Source organism: Nostoc sp. UCD121, from assembly GCF_014222285.1.
Classification (GTDB): domain Bacteria; phylum Cyanobacteriota; class Cyanobacteriia; order Cyanobacteriales; family Nostocaceae; genus Nostoc.
The window spans coordinates 1-18,889 of sequence record NZ_JACKZS010000096.1; the positions used below are offsets into that span (position 1 = coordinate 1).

Here is an 18,889-nt window from a genome sequence, read left to right on the forward strand (position 1 = left end):
CCCTGCTCCCTGCCCCTCTGCCCCCCTGCTCCCCGGAAGCTTTTTCTCAATCCTAAAGATATCTAAAACAAAATTCGGTTAGCAATGGAATTTCTGCTAACTTACAAATAATTGGTTGAGCTTTAAAAATTTTTCCACCGATAAACTGAAGGAATTTATCACCAATTGCCATTCACGTTTCAGGGGTTGTGGCATGAATATCGTTACGCTTTTAATTGTTTGGGTAGTAACAGCTATCAGCCTGTTGATAATTAGTAAATTACCTTTAGGAGTTGAAATTGATACTCCTGGTAAAGCCTTTCTTTCTGCCGCAGTGCTTGGTATCGTGACGGCAATAGTCAGACCGATTTTAAGCCTCGTTTTTGCAGTCCCTAATTTACTTACATTGGATTTACTATCCGGCATTTTCACATTTATGATTGCCGTAGTTTGCTTTAGTATTGCTGCTTGGTTAGTAGAGGGCTTCCGCTTACGTTACGGGATTTGGAGTGCTGTTATTGGAGCATTTACGCTGACTATAATTAACAGCCTAATCTACAAATTATTGGGTGTTTAAAATCAATAGTGATGAGTTAGAAGTTAGGAGTTAATTGTTAATAACTCATAACTCCTAACTCCTAACTATTCGTTGGAACTTGGGGGAGCAACGGGAGTTGTTGATTGCTGTTTACGTTGTTCGCGTTTTTTGCGATCCGCTGAGAGCATATCGGCCATCACTACCAGCGCTTGCGCCATCTTATCTAGGTTAGAACGGTATAATTCCAAATCCTTGTTGAGTTTGTCATCAGATACGTGCAAGCCAGCTGCGATCGCTTTTAGCGCCTCAGTGAGTTGCTTTTGATCTTTGACTAATTCAGGATCTGACTGTTCTAATAACGAAAATAAACCAATTGCGAACAAACGGTTGTATTTAAAGTTAGGATTGTTGGCGATCGCTTGCAGTTGTGTTTGCAAGTCAGGATCTCTATCTAAGTAAGTAGTTTGGGCTAGCCACCCAATTAAATCTTTAACAGGCAAACCTTTAGCTACAGCTTGCAATCTTTGGGCATCGTGTCGATAGCGTTGTGGATCTGTTTCTATAGCCTGACATAAGGCGTTAAAAATTGATTCTTGATCCCGTTCTGGTTGATAGCCTTCCATGAAGCGGTCAAAAGTTGTGACGACACCCAAGGCATAAATTGGATTGTAGCTAAAATCGATATTTACTGACAGCAGATGCATTTCTACCATCAATTCTTCTACTACCCGACGATAAATAGTGTTAATCGGACGGGTGTGAAGATTGTAAAAAGTTCGTTTTGTATCAGAGACAGTACGGACGTTATTCACAAAGAAAATGTTAAGGGCGACGTATCTTTATTTTCTCGCTTAAAGGCTACTTTGCCAAGTTGAGCTTTTGACTTGTGACGGTTTCATCTACAATATAAACAAATCAAAAGTATTTTATAAGCTAGTAACCACAGTGGATTAAGACCTTTTCCTCTAAAAAACTAGCCAGAAATATTTCTCCTTAATGATTTGTTTATTGAATTTATGAACTTCTCGCCACAGTTAATTGCTTTAGGTGAGTACCTAGCTGGTGAATTTGATAATCGAGAACAAGCTATAGAAGAACCAGTTTGGTATGTGCATCTCCGAATGTGGCAAAGACCAGTGAATTTGTTCACAGAAGATAGCATCACCTTGTTTGCCGAACAAGCTAGCGTGATTAACCTAGATAAACCTTACCGTCAGCGAATTATGCGGTTGCGTCATGGTAGCAACTCTGACACATCTCTGGAAGTACAATATTATATACCTCAAGATCCAGAGGCATTAAGAGGCGCAGGCAATAACCCTGCTCTACTGAACACACTGACACCCGAACAATTAGATTTACTACCAGGTTGTATCCTAACAGTAACTCACGAAGCATTAGCTAGCGATCGCTATAAGTTTACGGCCACAGCACAACCAGAGACTCGTTGCAGCTTTACTTATCTTGGTAATAGCATCTATGTTTCCTTGGGGTTTGAAACCACTGCGGCAGAATTTCACAGCTACGATAAAGGAATTGATCCAGAAACTGGAAAAGCAACCTGGGGAGCGATTATGGGCCCTTATCGCTACACCAAGCGGAATCAGTATTCAATAAGATAAACCTATCATTCATGAGTTACGAGTTATGAAGTTTCTATTAATTCCTAACTCTTTTTTAGCTAGCTATACTACGAGGTACACCTTCTAAAGCTTCATCTTCTGTTTCAAAGATTTCAAAGACAGTATCCATCATCGTCACTTCAAACACGAGTTTGGCTTCTGGATGTACATTGCAGATGCGGAAGCTGCCCTTGACTTTATCAGCATCACGCATTCCGGCTACCAAAGACGTGAGGCCAGAACTATCAATAAAATTCACCTGAGCCAGATTTACAACTACATGGCGGCTGAGTTTGGAAATACACTCTTGTAACTTCAGACGAAATTGCCAAGCAGTGGTAATGTCTAGGCGACCTGCTGGTGTTAGGACAATAACGGTGTTTCCGTCTTGGGTTGTATAAGTTTTTTGGTCTATATGAATCACTAAAGCCCTCCCCGTGGCATTCCTCTTAAGATTAGGTAGTTACAGAATTGTCTAACGCTGTCACTTGAGATTAACAAGCTATAGCTAAAATTGTCACCTTTTTCTGCTAGGTGCTTAACTTTAGTAGTTTAACTCACTAAATCAGTACTGAGTAGCAATTTTAAACGAGGGAGTGGCAGAGACTAGGAAAATGAAGGAGATAGGGAAACTCCTAACTCCTAACTCAGCACAGGCTCAAGGCTCCGCTATCCATTATTGAGGTGGTGTCCAGTTGATCCAATCTTGAGGCTTAAGGAAGGTTTCATACAACTCAGCTTCGGGTGTATTGGGTTCCGGTCGATAGCCGTATTCCCAGCGCACTAAAGGTGGTAAAGACATGAGAATTGATTCGGTGCGTCCGTTGGTTTGCAGACCAAAAATAGTGCCTCGGTCATAAACCAAGTTAAATTCTACATACCGTCCCCGGCGATAGAGTTGAAAATTCCGTTGGCGATCACCATATTCCATCCCATGTCGCCGTTCTACAATTGGTACGTAGGCTGGTAAAAATGCTCTGCCACAGTCTTGCACAAAAGCAAACAAATCCTCCCAATTGCGGGTTTCTGGTGTTCCCACCTGGTTGCTATGAATAGCTGCTTCCCCATCGGGGTTTGGCCCGCGATATAAAGCACCTTGACCATCTTGGTAATCAAAAAACAGACCACCTACACCCCGTGTCTCATCACGATGCTTGAGGTAAAAATATTCATCACACCACTTCTTAAATACTTGGTAATAATCTGGGTGGTGTTTGTCACAAGCTTGTTTTAATGTTTTGTGTAAATGTGCCGCATCTTCGGCAAACGGGTAATAAGGTGTCAAGTCAAGACCGCCACCAAACCACCACACTGGCCCCGCTTCAAAGTAGCGATAATTTAGATGAACTGTGGGCACGTAAGGATTGTGAGGATGTAACACCATTGAAGTACCCGTGGCATAAAAGCCATGTCCTGCGGCTTCAGGGCGTTGGGTTAAAATTGAGGCTGGCAAATGGGAACCCCAAACTTCAGAAAAGTTTACACCTGCTTGTTCAAATATTGCACCTTCTCGCAGCACGCGCGATCGCCCTCCACCCCCTTCAGGGCGTTCCCAGCTATCTTCATTAAACTTAGCCACACCATCTAGTTTTGCCAATGATTCAGTAATTTCGTCTTGCAGTTGTTTCATAAACTGACTGACTCTAGTCTGAGCGTCAGGTGCTGGCAAAGACTTGGATGATTCTGCTGCTACAGTTGGTGTTTGCGAGTTGGTCAACATAGATTCCCGAACCTAAATTACAATTTCCAGAAAGCCACAAATTTCTTAATTTTAAAAATTTGGGGGAAACACGCGCCAACAATCAAGCTCTATTTGCCCAACCCGCTTTTTTCTTACTGGTTAAGCATTTATACGATTGATGGCCATCACTAGAGTTATTTTCCCTCAAATGCGTATAGGCTTGTATATTGACTGAGTTTTATTTTGTTAATTTTAACTATTTCGCTCATTTGGTATTTCAGGAACTGAGCGTAGTTGCACACAATACCAGAGTTACCAGAAAGTGTCTAGGGAGGAGGATTAGGAAAATGCAAGATTGGTTATCCAAATTCATCCACCGCAAACGTCGTCGGTTTTGCGCTTCTCTGGTGCGGACATATCGAGAAATTAGTTCTGCTTCTGTAGATGAACTGTGGCAAAAAGTTGCTGACTTAACAGATGTTTCCTGGCATCCACTACTTAAGAGTACTAATGTACCCTACGGATTAGTACCCAAACCAGGATTGATTTTTCATGCTGTAACACGCTTTTCGCCAATTCCCATCCGTATTTTTGTAGAGCGTGTCAATCACAAGGAGATGCTGAGTATCCGAGTGCTGGCAATTCCAGGAATAGAAGAACGGGTGACTTATCAAGTAGAGTCAACTGTTTGTGGCACTTGTTTATCTTATTCTGTAACGCTACGGGGGTGGTTATCGCCCCTGATTTGGTCTTTATCCCGTCCTTATGTAGACCGCGTAGCACGGTCTTTAGTAGAAGCAGCAGAAAAGACGGCATTGCCAACGGTATCTGGGAAGAAGAAATCTCTTGATGACAGTTGTTTTGATTTTTAGGTAATGGGGATGAGGGAGATGAGGAAGATGAGGAAGAATTTTTGACTAATGCCCAATGCCCAATACTTCTCTGCGAGAGGCTGCGCCAACGACTACGCGGTAGTTGAGCGCAGCCGAAACTCAGTACAAGTGCCCAATGCCCAATGCCCAATTCCCAAGTCCCAAAGAAAGTTAAGATTCTATTAGGTATAATGCCATTTGCTAAGTTTTATTACGGCATTGACAGTGAAAACACTAAGCTGACCTTACTTAAGAAAACATCGAGTTAATAGCTAAGATGTTCGCCACAAGTGTATTTATTCATTTTGAATTTTGAATTTTGAATTTTTATGTACGATGTCCTCGATTCTCGCTCTGTCCTAGAAATTTTGCGTCCAGTGGAAGACCCAGAACTTCGCAAAAGTCTGGTGGAACTGAATATGATTCGCAACGTCAAAATTGACGGTGGTAAGGTTAGTTTCACTTTAGTGTTGACCACTCCTGCCTGTCCTTTACGGGAATTTATCGTTGAAGACTGTAAGAAAGCTGTCAACAAGCTACCAGGCGTTACAAATGTCAGCATAGAAGTGACGGCAGAAACACCGCAACAAAAAAGTTTACCTGACCGCACTGGTATTTCTGGGGTGAAAAATATCATTGCTGTTTCCAGTGGCAAAGGTGGCGTTGGTAAAAGTACGGTGGCAGTGAATGTAGCAGTGGCTCTAGCTCAAACTGGGGCGAAAGTTGGCTTGTTAGACGCTGATATTTACGGCCCTAACGATCCCACTATGCTTGGTCTAGCTGATGCCCAAATTGTGGTGCGTTCCACTGAAACAGGTGATATTTTGGAACCTGCTTTTAATCATGGTGTCAAATTAGTTTCAATGGGCTTTTTGATTGACCGAGATCAACCAGTCATTTGGCGGGGCCCTATGCTTAATGGCGTAATTCGCCAGTTTCTCTATCAAGTGCAATGGGGAGAACTGGATTATTTGATTGTAGATATGCCACCGGGAACCGGAGATGCTCAGTTAACTTTAACTCAAGCAGTGCCAATGGCCGGGGCGGTAATTGTCACCACACCGCAAACTGTAGCCTTATTAGATTCTCGCAAGGGATTGCGGATGTTCCAGCAGATGAATGTCCCGGTATTGGGGATCGTGGAAAATATGAGCTATTTTATCCCCCCCGATCAACCAGATAAACACTATGACATCTTTGGTTCTGGTGGAGGCTCCAAAACCGCCGCCGAATTGGGAGTGCCACTGTTGGGCTGCGTACCGCTAGAGATTTCCACACGAGTTGGTGGTGACAGTGGTGTGCCTATAGTTGTTGGCGATCCAGATTCAGCTTCGGCAAAAGCATTAACTGCGATCGCTCTTACCATTGCTGGTAAAGTATCAGTTGCTGCGTTGACATAATTAATTTTAATTTCTATCTGCTTCCTGGGCTATGTCCTGGGAATACTAAAAATGGGGAATGGGGAAAAGGAAAACAAAAGACAAGTCAACAGATCGCAACTTTAGAGAGACAACGAAAATAACCAATTCCCAATTCCCAATCCCCAATTCCCAACAATTAAAAAAGTCTAAATTGGCACAATGTTATTAAAACGATCGCTCCCCAAAATTCGCTGGAAGTCTTGGGTTAAGCCCTGGCAGCATATAGATTGGCTACTATTCTGTTTGCCAGTTGCTGTTAGTATCTTTGGTGGCATCATGATCCTCAGTACGGAACTGAAGCAGCCAGTAACTGACTGGTGGTGGCACTGGATGGTAGCGGGTATCGGCGTGGTTATAGCCCTATTTTTATCTCGCATCCGCTACGAACTCTTAATGCAGTGGCACTGGGTAACATACTCACTAACGAATTTCAGCTTAATTGCGGTGATGATTGCTGGTACTAGCGCTAAAGGGGCACAGAGGTGGATTAGTATCGCCGGCTTTAACGTGCAACCCTCAGAATTTGCCAAAGTCGGCATGATCGTTACCTTAGCAGCTTTGCTACACAGGCGTACTGCTTCTAGCCTTGAAGGTGTTTTCAGGGTTCTGGCAATTACCGCCGTACCTTGGGGATTAGTATTTTTGCAGCCGGATTTAGCAACATCATTGGTATTTGGTGCGATCGTTTTAGGAATGCTTTATTGGGCAAATGCTAACCCAGGCTGGTTAATTCTGCTGATTTCTCCTGTGGTTGCGGCCATTTTGTTTAGTATATCTTGGCCTTTATCAGAGCCGATAATTTTATTCAAAGAAGTATCTTTTGGCCCATTGGGAATAGTTTGGTCATTTGCGATGGCTATTTTGGGGTGGCAAACTCTCCCTTGGCGTAGATTTGGTTGCAGTGCGCTCGGTGCGTGGACTCTCAATATACTAGGTGGCGAATTAGGAGTCTTCGCTTGGAACCATATTTTAAAACCGTATCAAAAAGCTCGGCTAACTGTATTCATGGATCCCGATCACGATCCACTCGGTGCTGGGTATCACTTAATCCAATCTCGTATTGCCATTGGTGCTGGTGAAATTTGGGGATGGGGTCTGTTCAAGGGGCCAATGACGCAACTGAATTTTGTACCTGAACAGCATACAGACTTTATTTTCTCCGCAGTCGGAGAAGAATTCGGTTTTGTTGGTTGTTTGTTAGTGCTGTTTGTCTTCTGCTTAATTTGCCTCCGTCTGCTGCATGTTGCCCAAACCGCCAAAGATAACTTTGGTTCCTTGCTGGCTATTGGCGTTTTATCTATGATCGTGTTTCAGTTGATTGTGAACGTTGGCATGACTGTAGGTTTAGCACCTGTGGCAGGAATACCTTTACCTTGGATGAGTTATGGGCGTTCTGCTATGCTGACCAACTTCATTTCCTTGGGAATAGTAGAATCGGTAGCAAATTTTCGCCAAAGGCAAAAGTATTATTGATTCGTCATTAGTCATTTGTTAAGAACCAACGACAAATGACTAATAACAAGTATTAAGCTATTAAAAGGAAACAAGCGAGGCTAAAAACATGATTCTGCCTGGAGCAACTGTTCGCGTCAAGAATCCCGCAGATACCTATTATCGCTACGAAGGACTCGTGCAACGACTGACCGATGGCAAAGTAGCCGTATTATTTGAAGGTGGTAACTGGGATAAATTAGTTACCTTTCGCCTAAGCGAATTGGAACTTGTAGAGACCATAGCCGGACGGAAAAAAGCCAAATAAGATTAGTCATTAGTCATTTGTCCTTTGTCCTTTGGCAAAAACTAATGACTAATGACGCTTGCGGGTGCTGCCTCCGGCACATTTATGGCGAACGCCAGTCACTCATGGGGAAAACCCCCTTGGGAGAAGACCGCTCTGGCTCAACAATGACTAATGACTAAATTACTATGCGCCTCCCACTACCACAGTTTGCTACTGGCGATCGCCATCCCAACCATATTGCAGAGGTGATTGAAACTACTAGTACTGAATTTCTAGCTCAGTGCTTGGAACCAGAAGATTTGAGTTTTCCCTCCATGCCACCCTTTGGTAGTTGGGTTTGCTCTGTGGATGAAGAATCTGGGAATCAAGTTTATGGCATAGTATATTATGCTACAACTATGCCTATAGATTCAGTACACCGGGCTAGGGCTTTGGGGTTGTCACTGCAAGACTTACGCGAAGAACAACCCCAGATATTTGCCATGTTGAGAACAGAATTTCGAGCTGCGATCGTGGGATTTGAACAATCTTCCCAGAATCGAGGTTATAACCAAAGAATATATCAGTATCTACCACCCCGTCCCCCGCAAATTCATCAAGCTGTTTATCGGTGTGAACCAGAAGCGATCGTTAAATTTACTGAAGAACTAGATTTTTTGCGGACATTGCTTTGTATTAACGGTGCGCCAGTCGAGTCCTTGACCGCAGCTGCCATTCGAGATGTATACCAGTTACGCAAAGCTGACCGAGAATGGCTAATTAAAGCTGGACGTAACCTAAGCGTGCTACTTAAAGACGACTACGATCGCTTGAGGTTTATTTTAAGTCAAATCCATCCGTAGGTAGTTAGTTCTTAGACAATTACCTAGTTAGTGTAAGTTAATATTTTTAATTTTTCGTCAGGTGGCTTACCCATTTTATATCCATCAGGCGATCGCCTGATGGTAATCGCAGTTTTACCATAGCCCCTTCAATTCCTACATGATGGAACTCATATCACAAGTTCTTGTTCTGGAACCAACTTCCCAAGTTCTTGGCAAGGAACCAATTGTTCCCTTTGCTATTTTGCTGGTGGTTATCTTAGTTATCCCCATCATGTTTGAGCGGCTAAGATTACCAGGATTAGTGGGTTTGGTTTTCTCAGGGTTAGTACTTGGGCCTTCAGGCTGGAATTTATTTCAGTCTGACTCACCGATGATTAACCTGCTATCAGATATTGGGTTAAGTTATTTACTGTTTGTCGCAGGGTTAGAAGTTGATCTCGAAAAGTTCCGTCAGCAAAAAAGTCGTGCCTTTGGCTTTGCTAGCTTGACTTTCATTGTCCCCCTGATAATGGGAACCTTTGTAGGGCTGATTTTAGGCTATGGCTGGAATACTTCAATTTTAATTGGCTCTTTATTCACTTCCTATACTCTTTTGGCATATCCCATAATCAGCCGTTTGGGAGTAGCAAACAATGAAGCTGTTACTGTCACCATTGGAGCTAAGATTTTTACAGATATTGGGGCAGTGCTGATTTTAGGCGCTTGTGTAGGCATCACTCATGCTGGAGCATTCAGCTTTGCTAAACTACTCACCTTGTCGGGTTGGTTAATTATTTACTCTGTTGCCGTTGTTACAGGCTTTGATTGGGTAGGTAAGGAATTTTTCAAGCGGTCTGGAGATGATGAAGGAAACAAGTTTTTGTTTGTATTACTTTCCGTATTTCTGGCAGCTGTAGGCGCTCAATTGATTGGAGTAGAAAAAATAGTTGGTGCTTTTTTCGCGGGTTTGGCGGTGAATGAAGCTGTGGGTGAAGGCCCTGTCAAAGAAAAGGTAGTATTTATTGGCAGTGTGTTGTTTATTCCCATTTTCTTTGTTGACCTTGGCTTACTGCTCAATCTATCCACCTTTGTGAACAACCTGGATACGCTCAAGTTAACGCTGTTGATGATAGTCGGGTTGATTGCCAGTAAATTGATTGCAGCTTTTTTGGCAAAACTGCTTTATCGCTACAAGTGGCAAGAAACGTTAACCATCTGGTCGCTATCACTTCCCCAGGTTGGTACAACCTTAGCAGCTACCCTCGTAGGATATCGGGCTGGATTGCTGCCAGTAGAAGTATTACACAGTGTCATTGTCTTAATGGTTGTCACATCAACTTTAGGGCCGTTGATAACCAGCCGAATAGCTGTTGGTTTGAATTCCTTACCAGAGGAAGATCAGGCACTACCTCTAGCTGACCAGAATGCGCCAGAGACAGACAGCGCTTTTACGATAGTCGTACCTGTCTATAATCCTCATACCGAACAGCATTTAATTGAAATGGCAGCGTTATTAGCGCGTCAGTCTCAGGGGAAAATTATACCACTGGCGATCGCAACTGCTGCGGCTCAGATGGATGCACCACAGTTAGAAGCTTCTCTACAACGCAGTGAGCAGTTATTGACCAAAGCCACGACACACAGTCGAGTATTGGGCGTGGTCGCAGAACCAATGCTGCGAATTGATGATGCCTTTGCTCAAGGAATTAGCCGAGCCGCCCGCGAACAAAAGGCTAATTTAATTGTGATGGGTTGGGGTAAACGGACTGGGTTACGAGCGCGTTTATTTGGGAATGTGATTGATGGTGTGCTTTGGGCATCCCATTGTCCAGTAGCAGTAACACGTCTAGTAGAATCACCTAAAAAAATTCAGCGCATCTTAGTACCAGTAGAAAACTTAACAGCACCCATATTACAGCCTGTACAATTTGCCCAGATGCTGGCAGAGGCAAATCAGAGCCACATTACTGTGCTAAATGTGTGCGATCGCCGCACGAGTTCCAGTAAAATTGCTTGGAGGCGATCACATCTCTCCCTAATGGTATCTAATTTAGCTTTGGCTAATGCTCCAGAAATTCAAATTATCGCTCATGAAAATGTTGCCCAAGCAATTTTGCAGGCAGCACGATTATATGATTTAGTAGTTTTACCTTTTATACGCAATCGTACCAGTCCTGGAGGGTTAGCCATTAGCGATGTTACAACCCAGTTAGCCAGACAACTAACCTGCTCCATTGTCATGCTTGGAGAACCGCAGCGCACTCAAACCACAAATGTAGTTATGTCTAACACGGTTACTAGTATTACATCTGCTGTATAATACTGGCCAGATTTTATATAGTGTAAGTGAACTGGGGCTGTAATCCGCATTGATAATATAAATAAGCTTTTAAACAAATGAATGGACTCTAGGGATATCTGTACATTCCTGTAGTCAATTTTTTGGTGCTTTGTATTCAATTAAGAACAGCAGTAACCACAAACACTTTATATTATTGAAGATTTGATGAACTTTAAGTGGAAGACTGACAATATTGAGACTAAGTTTGTTATTTTTCTAGTTAAATTGTTAAAAAAGCAGGTAAAAACATCACACAACTTTAACCGTAGAAAAATAAGTAAGTTCAATAACACTTTTTGATTAAGCCTTGTTCTTTTTTGAGTTCTGTATTTTTGTCCCCAAGCTGGGTAATCTAAAAGTAAGTGCAATAGGTACTGAAAATATTTGTAAGTAACTGGGAAACTATGAGAATTTTGGTGACGGGCGGTGCTGGGTTCATTGGTTCCCATCTCATCGACCGATTAATGAATGAAGGGCATGAATTAATATGCTTGGATAACTTTTACACTGGACATAAACGTAACATTCTTAAATGGTTAGGTCATCCGTACTTTGAACTTATCCGCCACGATATTACCGAACCAATTCGGTTAGAAGTGGATCAAATTTATCATTTAGCTTGTCCTGCTTCACCAGTCCATTACCAGTACAACCCAGTTAAAACCGTTAAAACTAACGTCATGGGAACCCTAAATATGTTGGGGCTAGCTAAACGTGTGAAAGCTAGGTTTTTCTTGGCTTCAACTAGTGAAGTATACGGTGATCCAGAAGTTCATCCCCAAACTGAAGAGTATAGGGGTAGCGTCAATCCCATTGGGATACGTTCATGCTACGACGAAGGTAAAAGAATTGCTGAGACTTTAGCATTTGATTACTACAGACAAAATAAAGTTGATATTCGAGTTGTGCGGATATTTAACACCTACGGCCCGAGAATGTTAGAAAACGATGGTCGGGTAGTAAGTAATTTTATAGTTCAAGCCTTGCGGGGTAATCCTTTAACCGTGTACGGTGATGGTTCGCAAACTCGTAGTTTCTGCTACGTTTCCGATTTGGTAGAAGGATTCATCCGCCTGATGAATAGCGACTATATTGGCCCAATGAATTTGGGAAATCCTGGTGAGTACACGATTTTACAGTTGGCACAAGCTGTGCAGAACATGATCAATCCAGATGCACAGATTAAATTCGAGCCACTACCTTCCGACGATCCTCGCCGTCGCCAGCCCGATATTACTAAGGCCAAGAATTGGTTAAATTGGGAACCTACCATTCCTCTGCAAGAGGGGTTAAAACTGACAATAGAAGATTTCCGCGATCGCATTCAAGGCGATGTCAATAATTCAACCAACTAAGTAGCGCCTAGCGTTGCTCTGAATTTTCATGCAGGCTCACCCACAGGGTAGCTGGTATGCTTAGTTACTGAGTTTTTAACTGTGTGTTAAGTGTCATGTGTCATATTGATAACTTCTTTTTGAAGACTACACCAAAAAAATTAGGGAGTTAAAGAATGCGTGTTTGCGTGATTGGTACTGGCTACGTTGGTTTAGTTACAGGTGCTTGCTTGGCTCATATTGGGCATGATGTAATTTGCGTAGACAACAACGAAGAAAAAGTTAAGTTAATGAAGTCTGGACAGTCTCCAATTTTTGAGCCGGGACTCTCAGAAATTATGCAGTCTGCCATTCAAACACAGAAGATTCATTTTACAAGCGATCTTGCTGCTGGAGTTTCCCACGGTGAAATTTTGTTTATTGCTGTGGGAACACCACCTTTGCCCACTGGTGAAAGTGATACTCGTTACGTTGAAGCTGTAGCCCGTGGGATTGGCGAAAATCTCAACGGTGGTTATAAGGTGATAGTGAATAAGTCTACAGTCCCCATTGGCTCAGGTGACTGGGTGCGGATGCTTGTTCTAGATGGTGTTGCAGAGCGGCAGAAAACACTGATACCCGCAGGTGGAGTGCCGAGTGATGATAAATTACCTGAATTTGTAGCCGAGTTTGATGTAGTCAGCAATCCAGAGTTTTTGCGCGAAGGTTCGGCTGTTCACGACACCTTTAACCCCGATCGCATTGTACTAGGAGGCAATAGCCAAAGAGCAGTAGCGTTAATGCAACAACTGTATGCCCCGATTGTAGAACGCAAGTACGCTGAGGATCAATCTTTACCCCCAGTGCCAATTCTGGCAACAGACCTGAGTTCGGCGGAGATGATTAAATACGCCGCTAATGCTTTTTTAGCCACTAAGATTAGTTTTATTAACGAAGTTGCTAATATTTGCGATCGCGTCGGTGCTGATGTCACCCAAGTAGCCAAAGGTATTGGTTTAGACTCCCGCATAGGTAACAAGTTTTTACAAGCTGGTATTGGTTGGGGTGGTTCTTGCTTTCCCAAGGATGTCTCCGCTCTGATTCATACTGCTGATGACTATGGTTATGAAGCCCAGTTACTAAAATCTGCCGTTAGTGTTAACGAACGCCAACGCTTGATTGCTCTGGAGAAACTCCAACAAGTTCTAAAAATTCTCAAAGGCAAAACAGTCGGACTACTCGGACTGACCTTCAAGCCAGATACCGACGACTTGCGCGATGCTCCAGCCCTCATTTTAATTGAGCAGCTAAACAGACTAGGAGCCAAAGTTAAAGCTTACGATCCTATTATTTCCCAAACAGGTATGCGTCATGGTCTTTCTGGCGTGTTAGTAGAAACCGATGCCGAAAGATTAGCTGACGGCTGCGATGCCTTAGTACTCGTCACCGAATGGCAGCAGTTCAGCACTCTCGACTATGTGAAGATGGCAAAATTGATGGCCCACCCCGTTATCATTGATGGTCGTAACTTCCTTGACCCTGAAATACTGATCCGCGCTGGATTCCAATATGTAGGCGTGGGAAGGTAAAGAGTTAGGAAGTTAGGGCAATACGGTTCGGTTAAAGTTTTAATCTTTTGAAGATCCCCCCAACCCCCCTTAAAAAGGGGGACAAAAAGCTCTCAAAGTCACCCTTTTTAAGGGGGTGCCGCAGGCGGGGGGATCTTAACCAAACCGTATTGGGAGTTAGGGGTGATAAGTAAAAATGAATTACAACCTATAATCAATTACTCCGAAATCCCTTAAAAACCTAAATATTTAAACTACCGCCTAGAATAATCTAGGCGGTATTTAATTTGTTTAAAGTTTTACACTAAGTGTTCATTTCATATCAAGCGCTACTTGGAATACGTTCAATTTCTGCATATCCACTGAAAATAAGTTTTTGACCTTCAGTTTCTAATCGGTTGAGCCGCATTTTCACTCCATCGAGGTCAAAACGATCTAAATCAACCATATTATCTAAAATTTCTACCAGCGCTACGCTCAAGGTTTGTGAGATTTCTCGTTGTGCTTCTGGCACTTGGTCAAGCTCGATTTTTGGATCTTTGAAAGAAACGCGCCGGCGTCTTTCAATGCCTACAGTTAAAATCATGCTCAGGGGCACAAGTTCGCCATTGTTTAAATCTGCTTTTGCTACAACCTGCAACCGATTTTCAGGTAAAAGCTGTACCTGAACTTCCGTAAAGGAAACGGGTTCACCGCCAGATAATGCCGTCAGGGAGGGTACGGAGAGGTTAAGCAGACGCTTTTTCACCAGTTCCGCACTAAAGGCTTGGTTAATGCCTGCTTCTGATAGAATTACTTGAGCGATCGCTTGAGTGGGTTGCTTAAGACTAAGTTTGCCCTTTAAAACCGAGCCGAAGTCAATAGCTACCGCATCAGTTTCAAAAGACATCTCTTCTACTGCGAAATCTCTCCGAATCACCAAGCCACGACCGCTCATTTTGAAGCTATCAATGCTGCCTTGCAAGAGCTTGCTGGAGGGGTAGCAGCGCACAAAGACTTCTACTGACTCGCTTTGGGTAAACAGGTGGCGAATCGTTTGGCTGGCGACCGTGTTGAGCATCCGCTCTCCCCAATCTGTGCCTTTAGGATCTTGTAAACCAGTAAGTCCGCCGAACATGTGGTTTTGGGTCTCTAGAAGTTCTTTGTACTTTTGTAACAAATCATGAAGAATACAGCAAGCGATCCCGTGATTAATTGTGCTGATGGATAGGTATAGAATGGCTAATGGCTTATGAATGAATGTATAATTTATTACTAAAAATTTTTATATTCGCATCAGATATTAAACAAAGTAGGAACTTGTGGTTTTGGGTTTCTAGAAGTTCTTTGTACTTTTGTAACAAACTCCGAAGAATAGAGCAAGCTATCCTTGATTAATTGTGCTGATGGATAAGTATAGAATGACTGATGGTTAGAAGTTAATTGTGTCAAATATTACTGATTATATTAAGTAATCTGAATGCTAGTATTATATTTAGTGCAAATTTAATGCATAATCAAAGCCATCCTAAACATCATTCAAGATATTTACTCCCTCTCAAGCTTCAAGCGTAATACTTCTGAATGTATTCAGCAAATGCTGGGAAGCGATCACACATTTGTCAAAAACAGTCTCAAGGTTGCGATAGCTCCATAGTTATAAGTGTCAGTAGAAGTAATTTGTTTTTGTAGTGGCTGCATAAAATTAAAAAATTTTGTTAGTCTAACGTCTACGAATAGCTATTGTATAACTTGGTCGTTGTGTTGCTTCTCGTTGACTCTTAACTAACCGAAAATCATTATCTATATATAGATGCTCTAAAAAAGAAGTAGCTAAGTAAACTTTTTTAAATTTCTTGACTGTGTTTCTGTCCATATCTTTTACTATAAGTTCTTGCTGTAAATCTATATTTGGTGCTACTTCCTTAAATTTAGATTTGACTGTTGTCGTAAACCACTCATCTGCATCATCAATTGTCAACGCGATTTCTCTATTTTTCAATGCTTGGAATATCCCAACATTTTTAATATCCCACTTCTCATCTATAACTGAATATTTTTGCAACAACATTAAGTCATAAGCTGGTAATTTTAATGCAATTTTTTGCCAAAAGCTAGATTGATGTCCTGGTGCATAACGGGCAATATTTGCATAGTAACCATCAGTATGAAAAATTTGGTAAGACTGCTCGTGTATCCTACCAGGTAAAATATCTTGAAAAGGTATAGTAGACCATATTGGTACCCATACTCCCGCCACGAGCGCTACTTGATCTGCAACCTTCCCAAAGGGATTACGTCGGCTCAACTCTGCAAAGTATGGTGCTAATTCATTTTTATAAAATTCTACTTTGGCTTTTAATGGCTCTAGATTGCGATCTTTAACAAGTTCTAAAATTTTATTTTTAATTTCTGGCGTAGTCCAATATGTTAATTCTTTCGTATTTGTGGCATCTAACATTATTGTTCATTCTGGGAAAAGTTCCAGATGTATGATTATATAAACTCACTTGATCCAAGAAAACAAGTGCGGGGACGCAAAAAATAACTTTCGTGTCCCCGCGTCTCTTTAATGAATGACTACCACCAAATTCGATTTCCATTTTCGTCAACTCGTGCTTCCCGAATCATGTCAGAAATCTCTTCAGCATCTTTAACGTGGTGGAGTGCTTTCTTTGTGCCATCAGGTTCATCTACAACAAAGTAAGTCGGGACTGTAATTTTGTCGCCTGTAATGTCTGGTACATCATCCACAGCTACCTGTTTAGCCTTTTCTTCTACAGATTGAGACTCATCAGTAATTCTATCTCCAGGATTTGCTGTTAAGTTTCTTTCATTGACATTAGGTTCTTCGCGTAAATGTGTATCTTCACTTACTGGTTGATTAATTTGATTTTCTTGAGTTTTATCAGTCATGGTCTTTCAGGTATTAAAAAATCTAACTTTGCTAATAACACTCTAAAAAATCAAAGATACAAAAAGTTCTTTCTCTGGAGAGACTTTCAGAAGAACACGTCTTAGGTTAGATATTTGCTCGGATAAATTTACTTCTTTAGTTGAAATGGCGTGTATTTTCCCCCCAATGCTTCTACAATGCTACGGGTATTCGCCTCCATCATTTTGATGTAAGAATCTCCATTACTTCCTTTTGCACCAATTGAATCAGAGTAAAGTTGGTTTGGTGCTAATTTCACTCCTGCTTCTTGAGCAACAGTTTTAATTAAAGCTGGGTTAATTGTAGTTTCAGAAAAAATTGCGGGAACGCCGATCTTTTTAATGGACTCAACTAATCTCTGGACTGTTTGAGCGCTTGGTTGTTCTTCGGTACTAATGCCAATTAAAGTACCTGCGATCGCAATCCCATAAGCGCGTCCATAATATTGGAACGCATCATGGGTTGTCACTAGTTTGCGCTTATCTGCGGGGATAGTTTGAATTTGTTGATTAATCCAGCTATGTAACTGTTTTAATTCATTCGTGAGTTGCGATGCCTTTTGAGTAAATTTGTCTTTATCTTCAGGTGATAACTCAATCAACGCATCTCGGATTGCATTCGTCATTGCGATCGCATTTTCCGCACTACCCCAAACGTGCGGATCTGGTACTATTTCGCCTTTGCCTTTATCAAGCTGCAAGGATTTCACAGCTTCCCCCACTGGTATCTTCCGCGCCTTACCACCAGAAGCATTCATTAATTTAATCAGTCCCGGTTCCAGGTTGTAGCCGTTATACAAAATCAAGTTAGCTTCTTCCAAAACCCTGCTGTCTGCTGGTACTGGTTCGTAAACATGGGGATCAGTACCCGGTTTAAGGATTCCACTTAGTTGAATTTCATCTCCTGCAACCTCTTGTGTCAAATCAGCAATGACAGTGCTAGTTGCAACAACTCGCGGCTTATCTCCGTTGGCAGTGTTGGGGTTAGAGTCTTTCTGTGTACAACTTAATAAAGCTAAAGGTACAAGCATCCCCAAACAAAGCCGGAAAATAATTTTTCCCTTCATCCTACTGATTATTCCCTCGCCGTAAGGATTACTGCCGTCTATCTCTAGTATTAGTTTCATTTATCTTGGATATTACATCTAATTATAGATTTTTTCATATTTCTCTCATTTTTATAGTAAGCTCAAGAAATAAATATTAAAACCTGATTATGAAAAATATCTCTTTCCCGGCAAAATTTCGTCTATCTCAGACAAAAACAGAGGAAGCACCTGCAAAAACTATCAAATTCGATATGAGTTCCACAGCAGCAATTAGTATTGCCCATTTAGGGGTATACTACCGCACACAAGAAGCCTTAAGAGACGTTAGCTGTATCATCAAACCAGGAAAACTGACGGGTATTTTTGGCCCTAACGGTGCTGGCAAAAGTACGCTGATGAAAGCAATGTTAGGCTTGGTTCCTGTCAGTAGTGGTACGGTACTATGCGAAGGCAAACCCTTGATGCAGCAATTAGAGAAAGTTGCCTATGTACCACAACGTAGCCAAATTGATTGGACTTATCCCGCCACAGTCTGGGATGTAGTCATGATGGGACGGGTAAAGAAAACAGGCTGGTTACGTAGCTTCTCAGCAGTTAGCCGTCAAGTAGCAAAAAACGCCATAGAAAGAGTGGGAATGAGCGAATATTGCGATCGCCCCATTGGACAATTATCAGGAGGACAACAACAACGGGTATTTTTAGCCCGTGCTTTAACACAGCAAGCAGAAATTTTCTGCTTTGATGAACCTCTAGTAGGCATCGATCAAAAAACTCAGTCAGTGATTTTTGAAGTCTTCCATGAACTCGCCGCCGAAAACAAAATCGTGCTAGTAGTCAACCACGACTTAGGGGAATCAATCACTCACTTTGATGACTTAATATTACTAAACCGTGAGGTAATCGCCACAGGTTCACGGCAACAAGTACTTACCGAAGAAAATCTGCATCGTGCTTATAGCGGTAAAGTAATGTACTTTTCAGACGCTGCATAAAATGTCATTGGGTATGAAGCATTAGTGAATGACAAATGACAAATACTTCTCTAACG

General features: G+C 42.0%; 18 protein-coding genes. 11 read left to right on the forward strand and 7 right to left on the reverse strand.

Going from position 1 to position 18,889, the window contains the following annotated elements; translation table 11 throughout:
- The first annotated feature begins 193 nt into the window (after positions 1–193).
- Entirely contained in the window at positions 194–556 is a 363-nt protein-coding gene (locus GNF10_RS20125; RefSeq protein ID WP_012411457.1) for a phage holin family protein, read from the forward strand.
- 65 nt (positions 557–621) lie between these two features.
- Here the strand turns inward: GNF10_RS20125 and psb29 are convergent, their stop codons facing one another.
- Positions 622–1,329 carry a photosystem II biogenesis protein Psp29 gene (gene psb29, locus GNF10_RS20130; protein WP_185585406.1) on the reverse strand — a complete coding sequence of 236 codons (708 nt, stop codon included), beginning with the start codon at positions 1,327–1,329 and terminating at the stop codon, positions 622–624.
- Between the two features lie 204 nt (positions 1,330–1,533).
- On the opposite strand from psb29, the gene GNF10_RS20135 reads away from it, so the two are divergent.
- A complete protein-coding gene (locus GNF10_RS20135) occupies positions 1,534–2,139 on the forward strand; it encodes a chromophore lyase CpcT/CpeT (protein ID WP_185585407.1) in 606 nt (201 codons plus the stop codon).
- 55 nt (positions 2,140–2,194) lie between these two features.
- Here the strand turns inward: GNF10_RS20135 and GNF10_RS20140 are convergent, their stop codons facing one another.
- The gene (locus GNF10_RS20140) at positions 2,195–2,563 is read right to left on the reverse strand and encodes an STAS domain-containing protein (RefSeq protein ID WP_114083376.1); all 369 of its coding nucleotides are present in this window, start codon (positions 2,561–2,563) and stop codon (positions 2,195–2,197) included.
- Between the two features lie 252 nt (positions 2,564–2,815).
- Positions 2,816–3,859, reverse strand: a complete 1,044-nt coding sequence (gene hemF, locus GNF10_RS20145) for an oxygen-dependent coproporphyrinogen oxidase (protein WP_185585408.1) — start codon at positions 3,857–3,859, stop codon at positions 2,816–2,818.
- Between the two features lie 308 nt (positions 3,860–4,167).
- Between hemF and GNF10_RS20150 the strand changes: the two genes are divergently transcribed.
- The 8 genes from GNF10_RS20150 (at position 4,168) to GNF10_RS20185 (ending at position 13,900) form a co-directional block, all read left to right on the forward strand.
- Positions 4,168–4,692, forward strand: coding sequence for an SRPBCC family protein (locus tag GNF10_RS20150; protein ID WP_114083378.1), 525 nt, complete (start codon positions 4,168–4,170; stop codon positions 4,690–4,692).
- Positions 4,693–5,021: 329 nt separating this feature from the next.
- Entirely contained in the window at positions 5,022–6,092 is a 1,071-nt protein-coding gene (locus GNF10_RS20155) for an Mrp/NBP35 family ATP-binding protein (protein WP_185585409.1), read from the forward strand.
- A gap of 180 nt (positions 6,093–6,272) precedes the next feature.
- On the forward strand, positions 6,273–7,586 hold the full coding sequence (gene rodA, locus GNF10_RS20160) for a rod shape-determining protein RodA (RefSeq protein WP_185585410.1): 1,314 nt from the start codon (positions 6,273–6,275) through the stop codon (positions 7,584–7,586).
- A gap of 88 nt (positions 7,587–7,674) precedes the next feature.
- Positions 7,675–7,872: an NAD(P)H dehydrogenase subunit NdhS gene (locus tag GNF10_RS20165; RefSeq protein WP_012411449.1), complete on the forward strand. Its 198-nt coding sequence runs from the start codon at positions 7,675–7,677 to the stop codon at positions 7,870–7,872.
- A 167-nt stretch (positions 7,873–8,039) separates the two neighbouring features.
- The gene (locus GNF10_RS20170; protein WP_185585411.1) at positions 8,040–8,696 is read left to right on the forward strand and encodes an HAS-barrel domain-containing protein; all 657 of its coding nucleotides are present in this window, start codon (positions 8,040–8,042) and stop codon (positions 8,694–8,696) included.
- Positions 8,697–8,838: 142 nt separating this feature from the next.
- The gene (locus tag GNF10_RS20175) at positions 8,839–10,977 is read left to right on the forward strand and encodes a cation:proton antiporter (protein WP_185585418.1); all 2,139 of its coding nucleotides are present in this window, start codon (positions 8,839–8,841) and stop codon (positions 10,975–10,977) included.
- A 425-nt stretch (positions 10,978–11,402) separates the two neighbouring features.
- On the forward strand, positions 11,403–12,353 hold the full coding sequence (locus GNF10_RS20180; protein WP_185585412.1) for a UDP-glucuronic acid decarboxylase family protein: 951 nt from the start codon (positions 11,403–11,405) through the stop codon (positions 12,351–12,353).
- A 155-nt stretch (positions 12,354–12,508) separates the two neighbouring features.
- A complete protein-coding gene (locus GNF10_RS20185; protein ID WP_185585413.1) occupies positions 12,509–13,900 on the forward strand; it encodes a UDP-glucose/GDP-mannose dehydrogenase family protein in 1,392 nt (463 codons plus the stop codon).
- Positions 13,901–14,201: 301 nt separating this feature from the next.
- Here GNF10_RS20185 and GNF10_RS20190 read toward each other — a convergent pair whose 3' ends face one another.
- The 4 genes from GNF10_RS20190 to GNF10_RS20205 all read right to left on the reverse strand — a co-directional run bounded on the left by GNF10_RS20190 (position 14,202) and on the right by GNF10_RS20205 (position 17,919).
- Positions 14,202–14,996 (reverse strand): DUF2993 domain-containing protein, encoded by a 795-nt coding sequence (locus GNF10_RS20190; protein WP_185585414.1) that lies wholly within the window; start codon positions 14,994–14,996, stop codon positions 14,202–14,204.
- A gap of 585 nt (positions 14,997–15,581) precedes the next feature.
- Positions 15,582–16,319 carry a hypothetical protein gene (locus GNF10_RS20195; RefSeq protein WP_185585415.1) on the reverse strand — a complete coding sequence of 246 codons (738 nt, stop codon included), beginning with the start codon at positions 16,317–16,319 and terminating at the stop codon, positions 15,582–15,584.
- Positions 16,320–16,438: 119 nt separating this feature from the next.
- The gene (locus GNF10_RS20200) at positions 16,439–16,774 is read right to left on the reverse strand and encodes a hypothetical protein (RefSeq protein ID WP_185585416.1); all 336 of its coding nucleotides are present in this window, start codon (positions 16,772–16,774) and stop codon (positions 16,439–16,441) included.
- Between the two features lie 128 nt (positions 16,775–16,902).
- The gene (locus tag GNF10_RS20205; protein WP_185585417.1) at positions 16,903–17,919 is read right to left on the reverse strand and encodes a metal ABC transporter substrate-binding protein; all 1,017 of its coding nucleotides are present in this window, start codon (positions 17,917–17,919) and stop codon (positions 16,903–16,905) included.
- An 89-nt stretch (positions 17,920–18,008) separates the two neighbouring features.
- Between GNF10_RS20205 and GNF10_RS20210 the strand changes: the two genes are divergently transcribed.
- Positions 18,009–18,833 (forward strand): metal ABC transporter ATP-binding protein, encoded by an 825-nt coding sequence (locus GNF10_RS20210; protein ID WP_185582869.1) that lies wholly within the window; start codon positions 18,009–18,011, stop codon positions 18,831–18,833.
- The last annotated feature ends 56 nt before the right edge of the window (positions 18,834–18,889 follow it).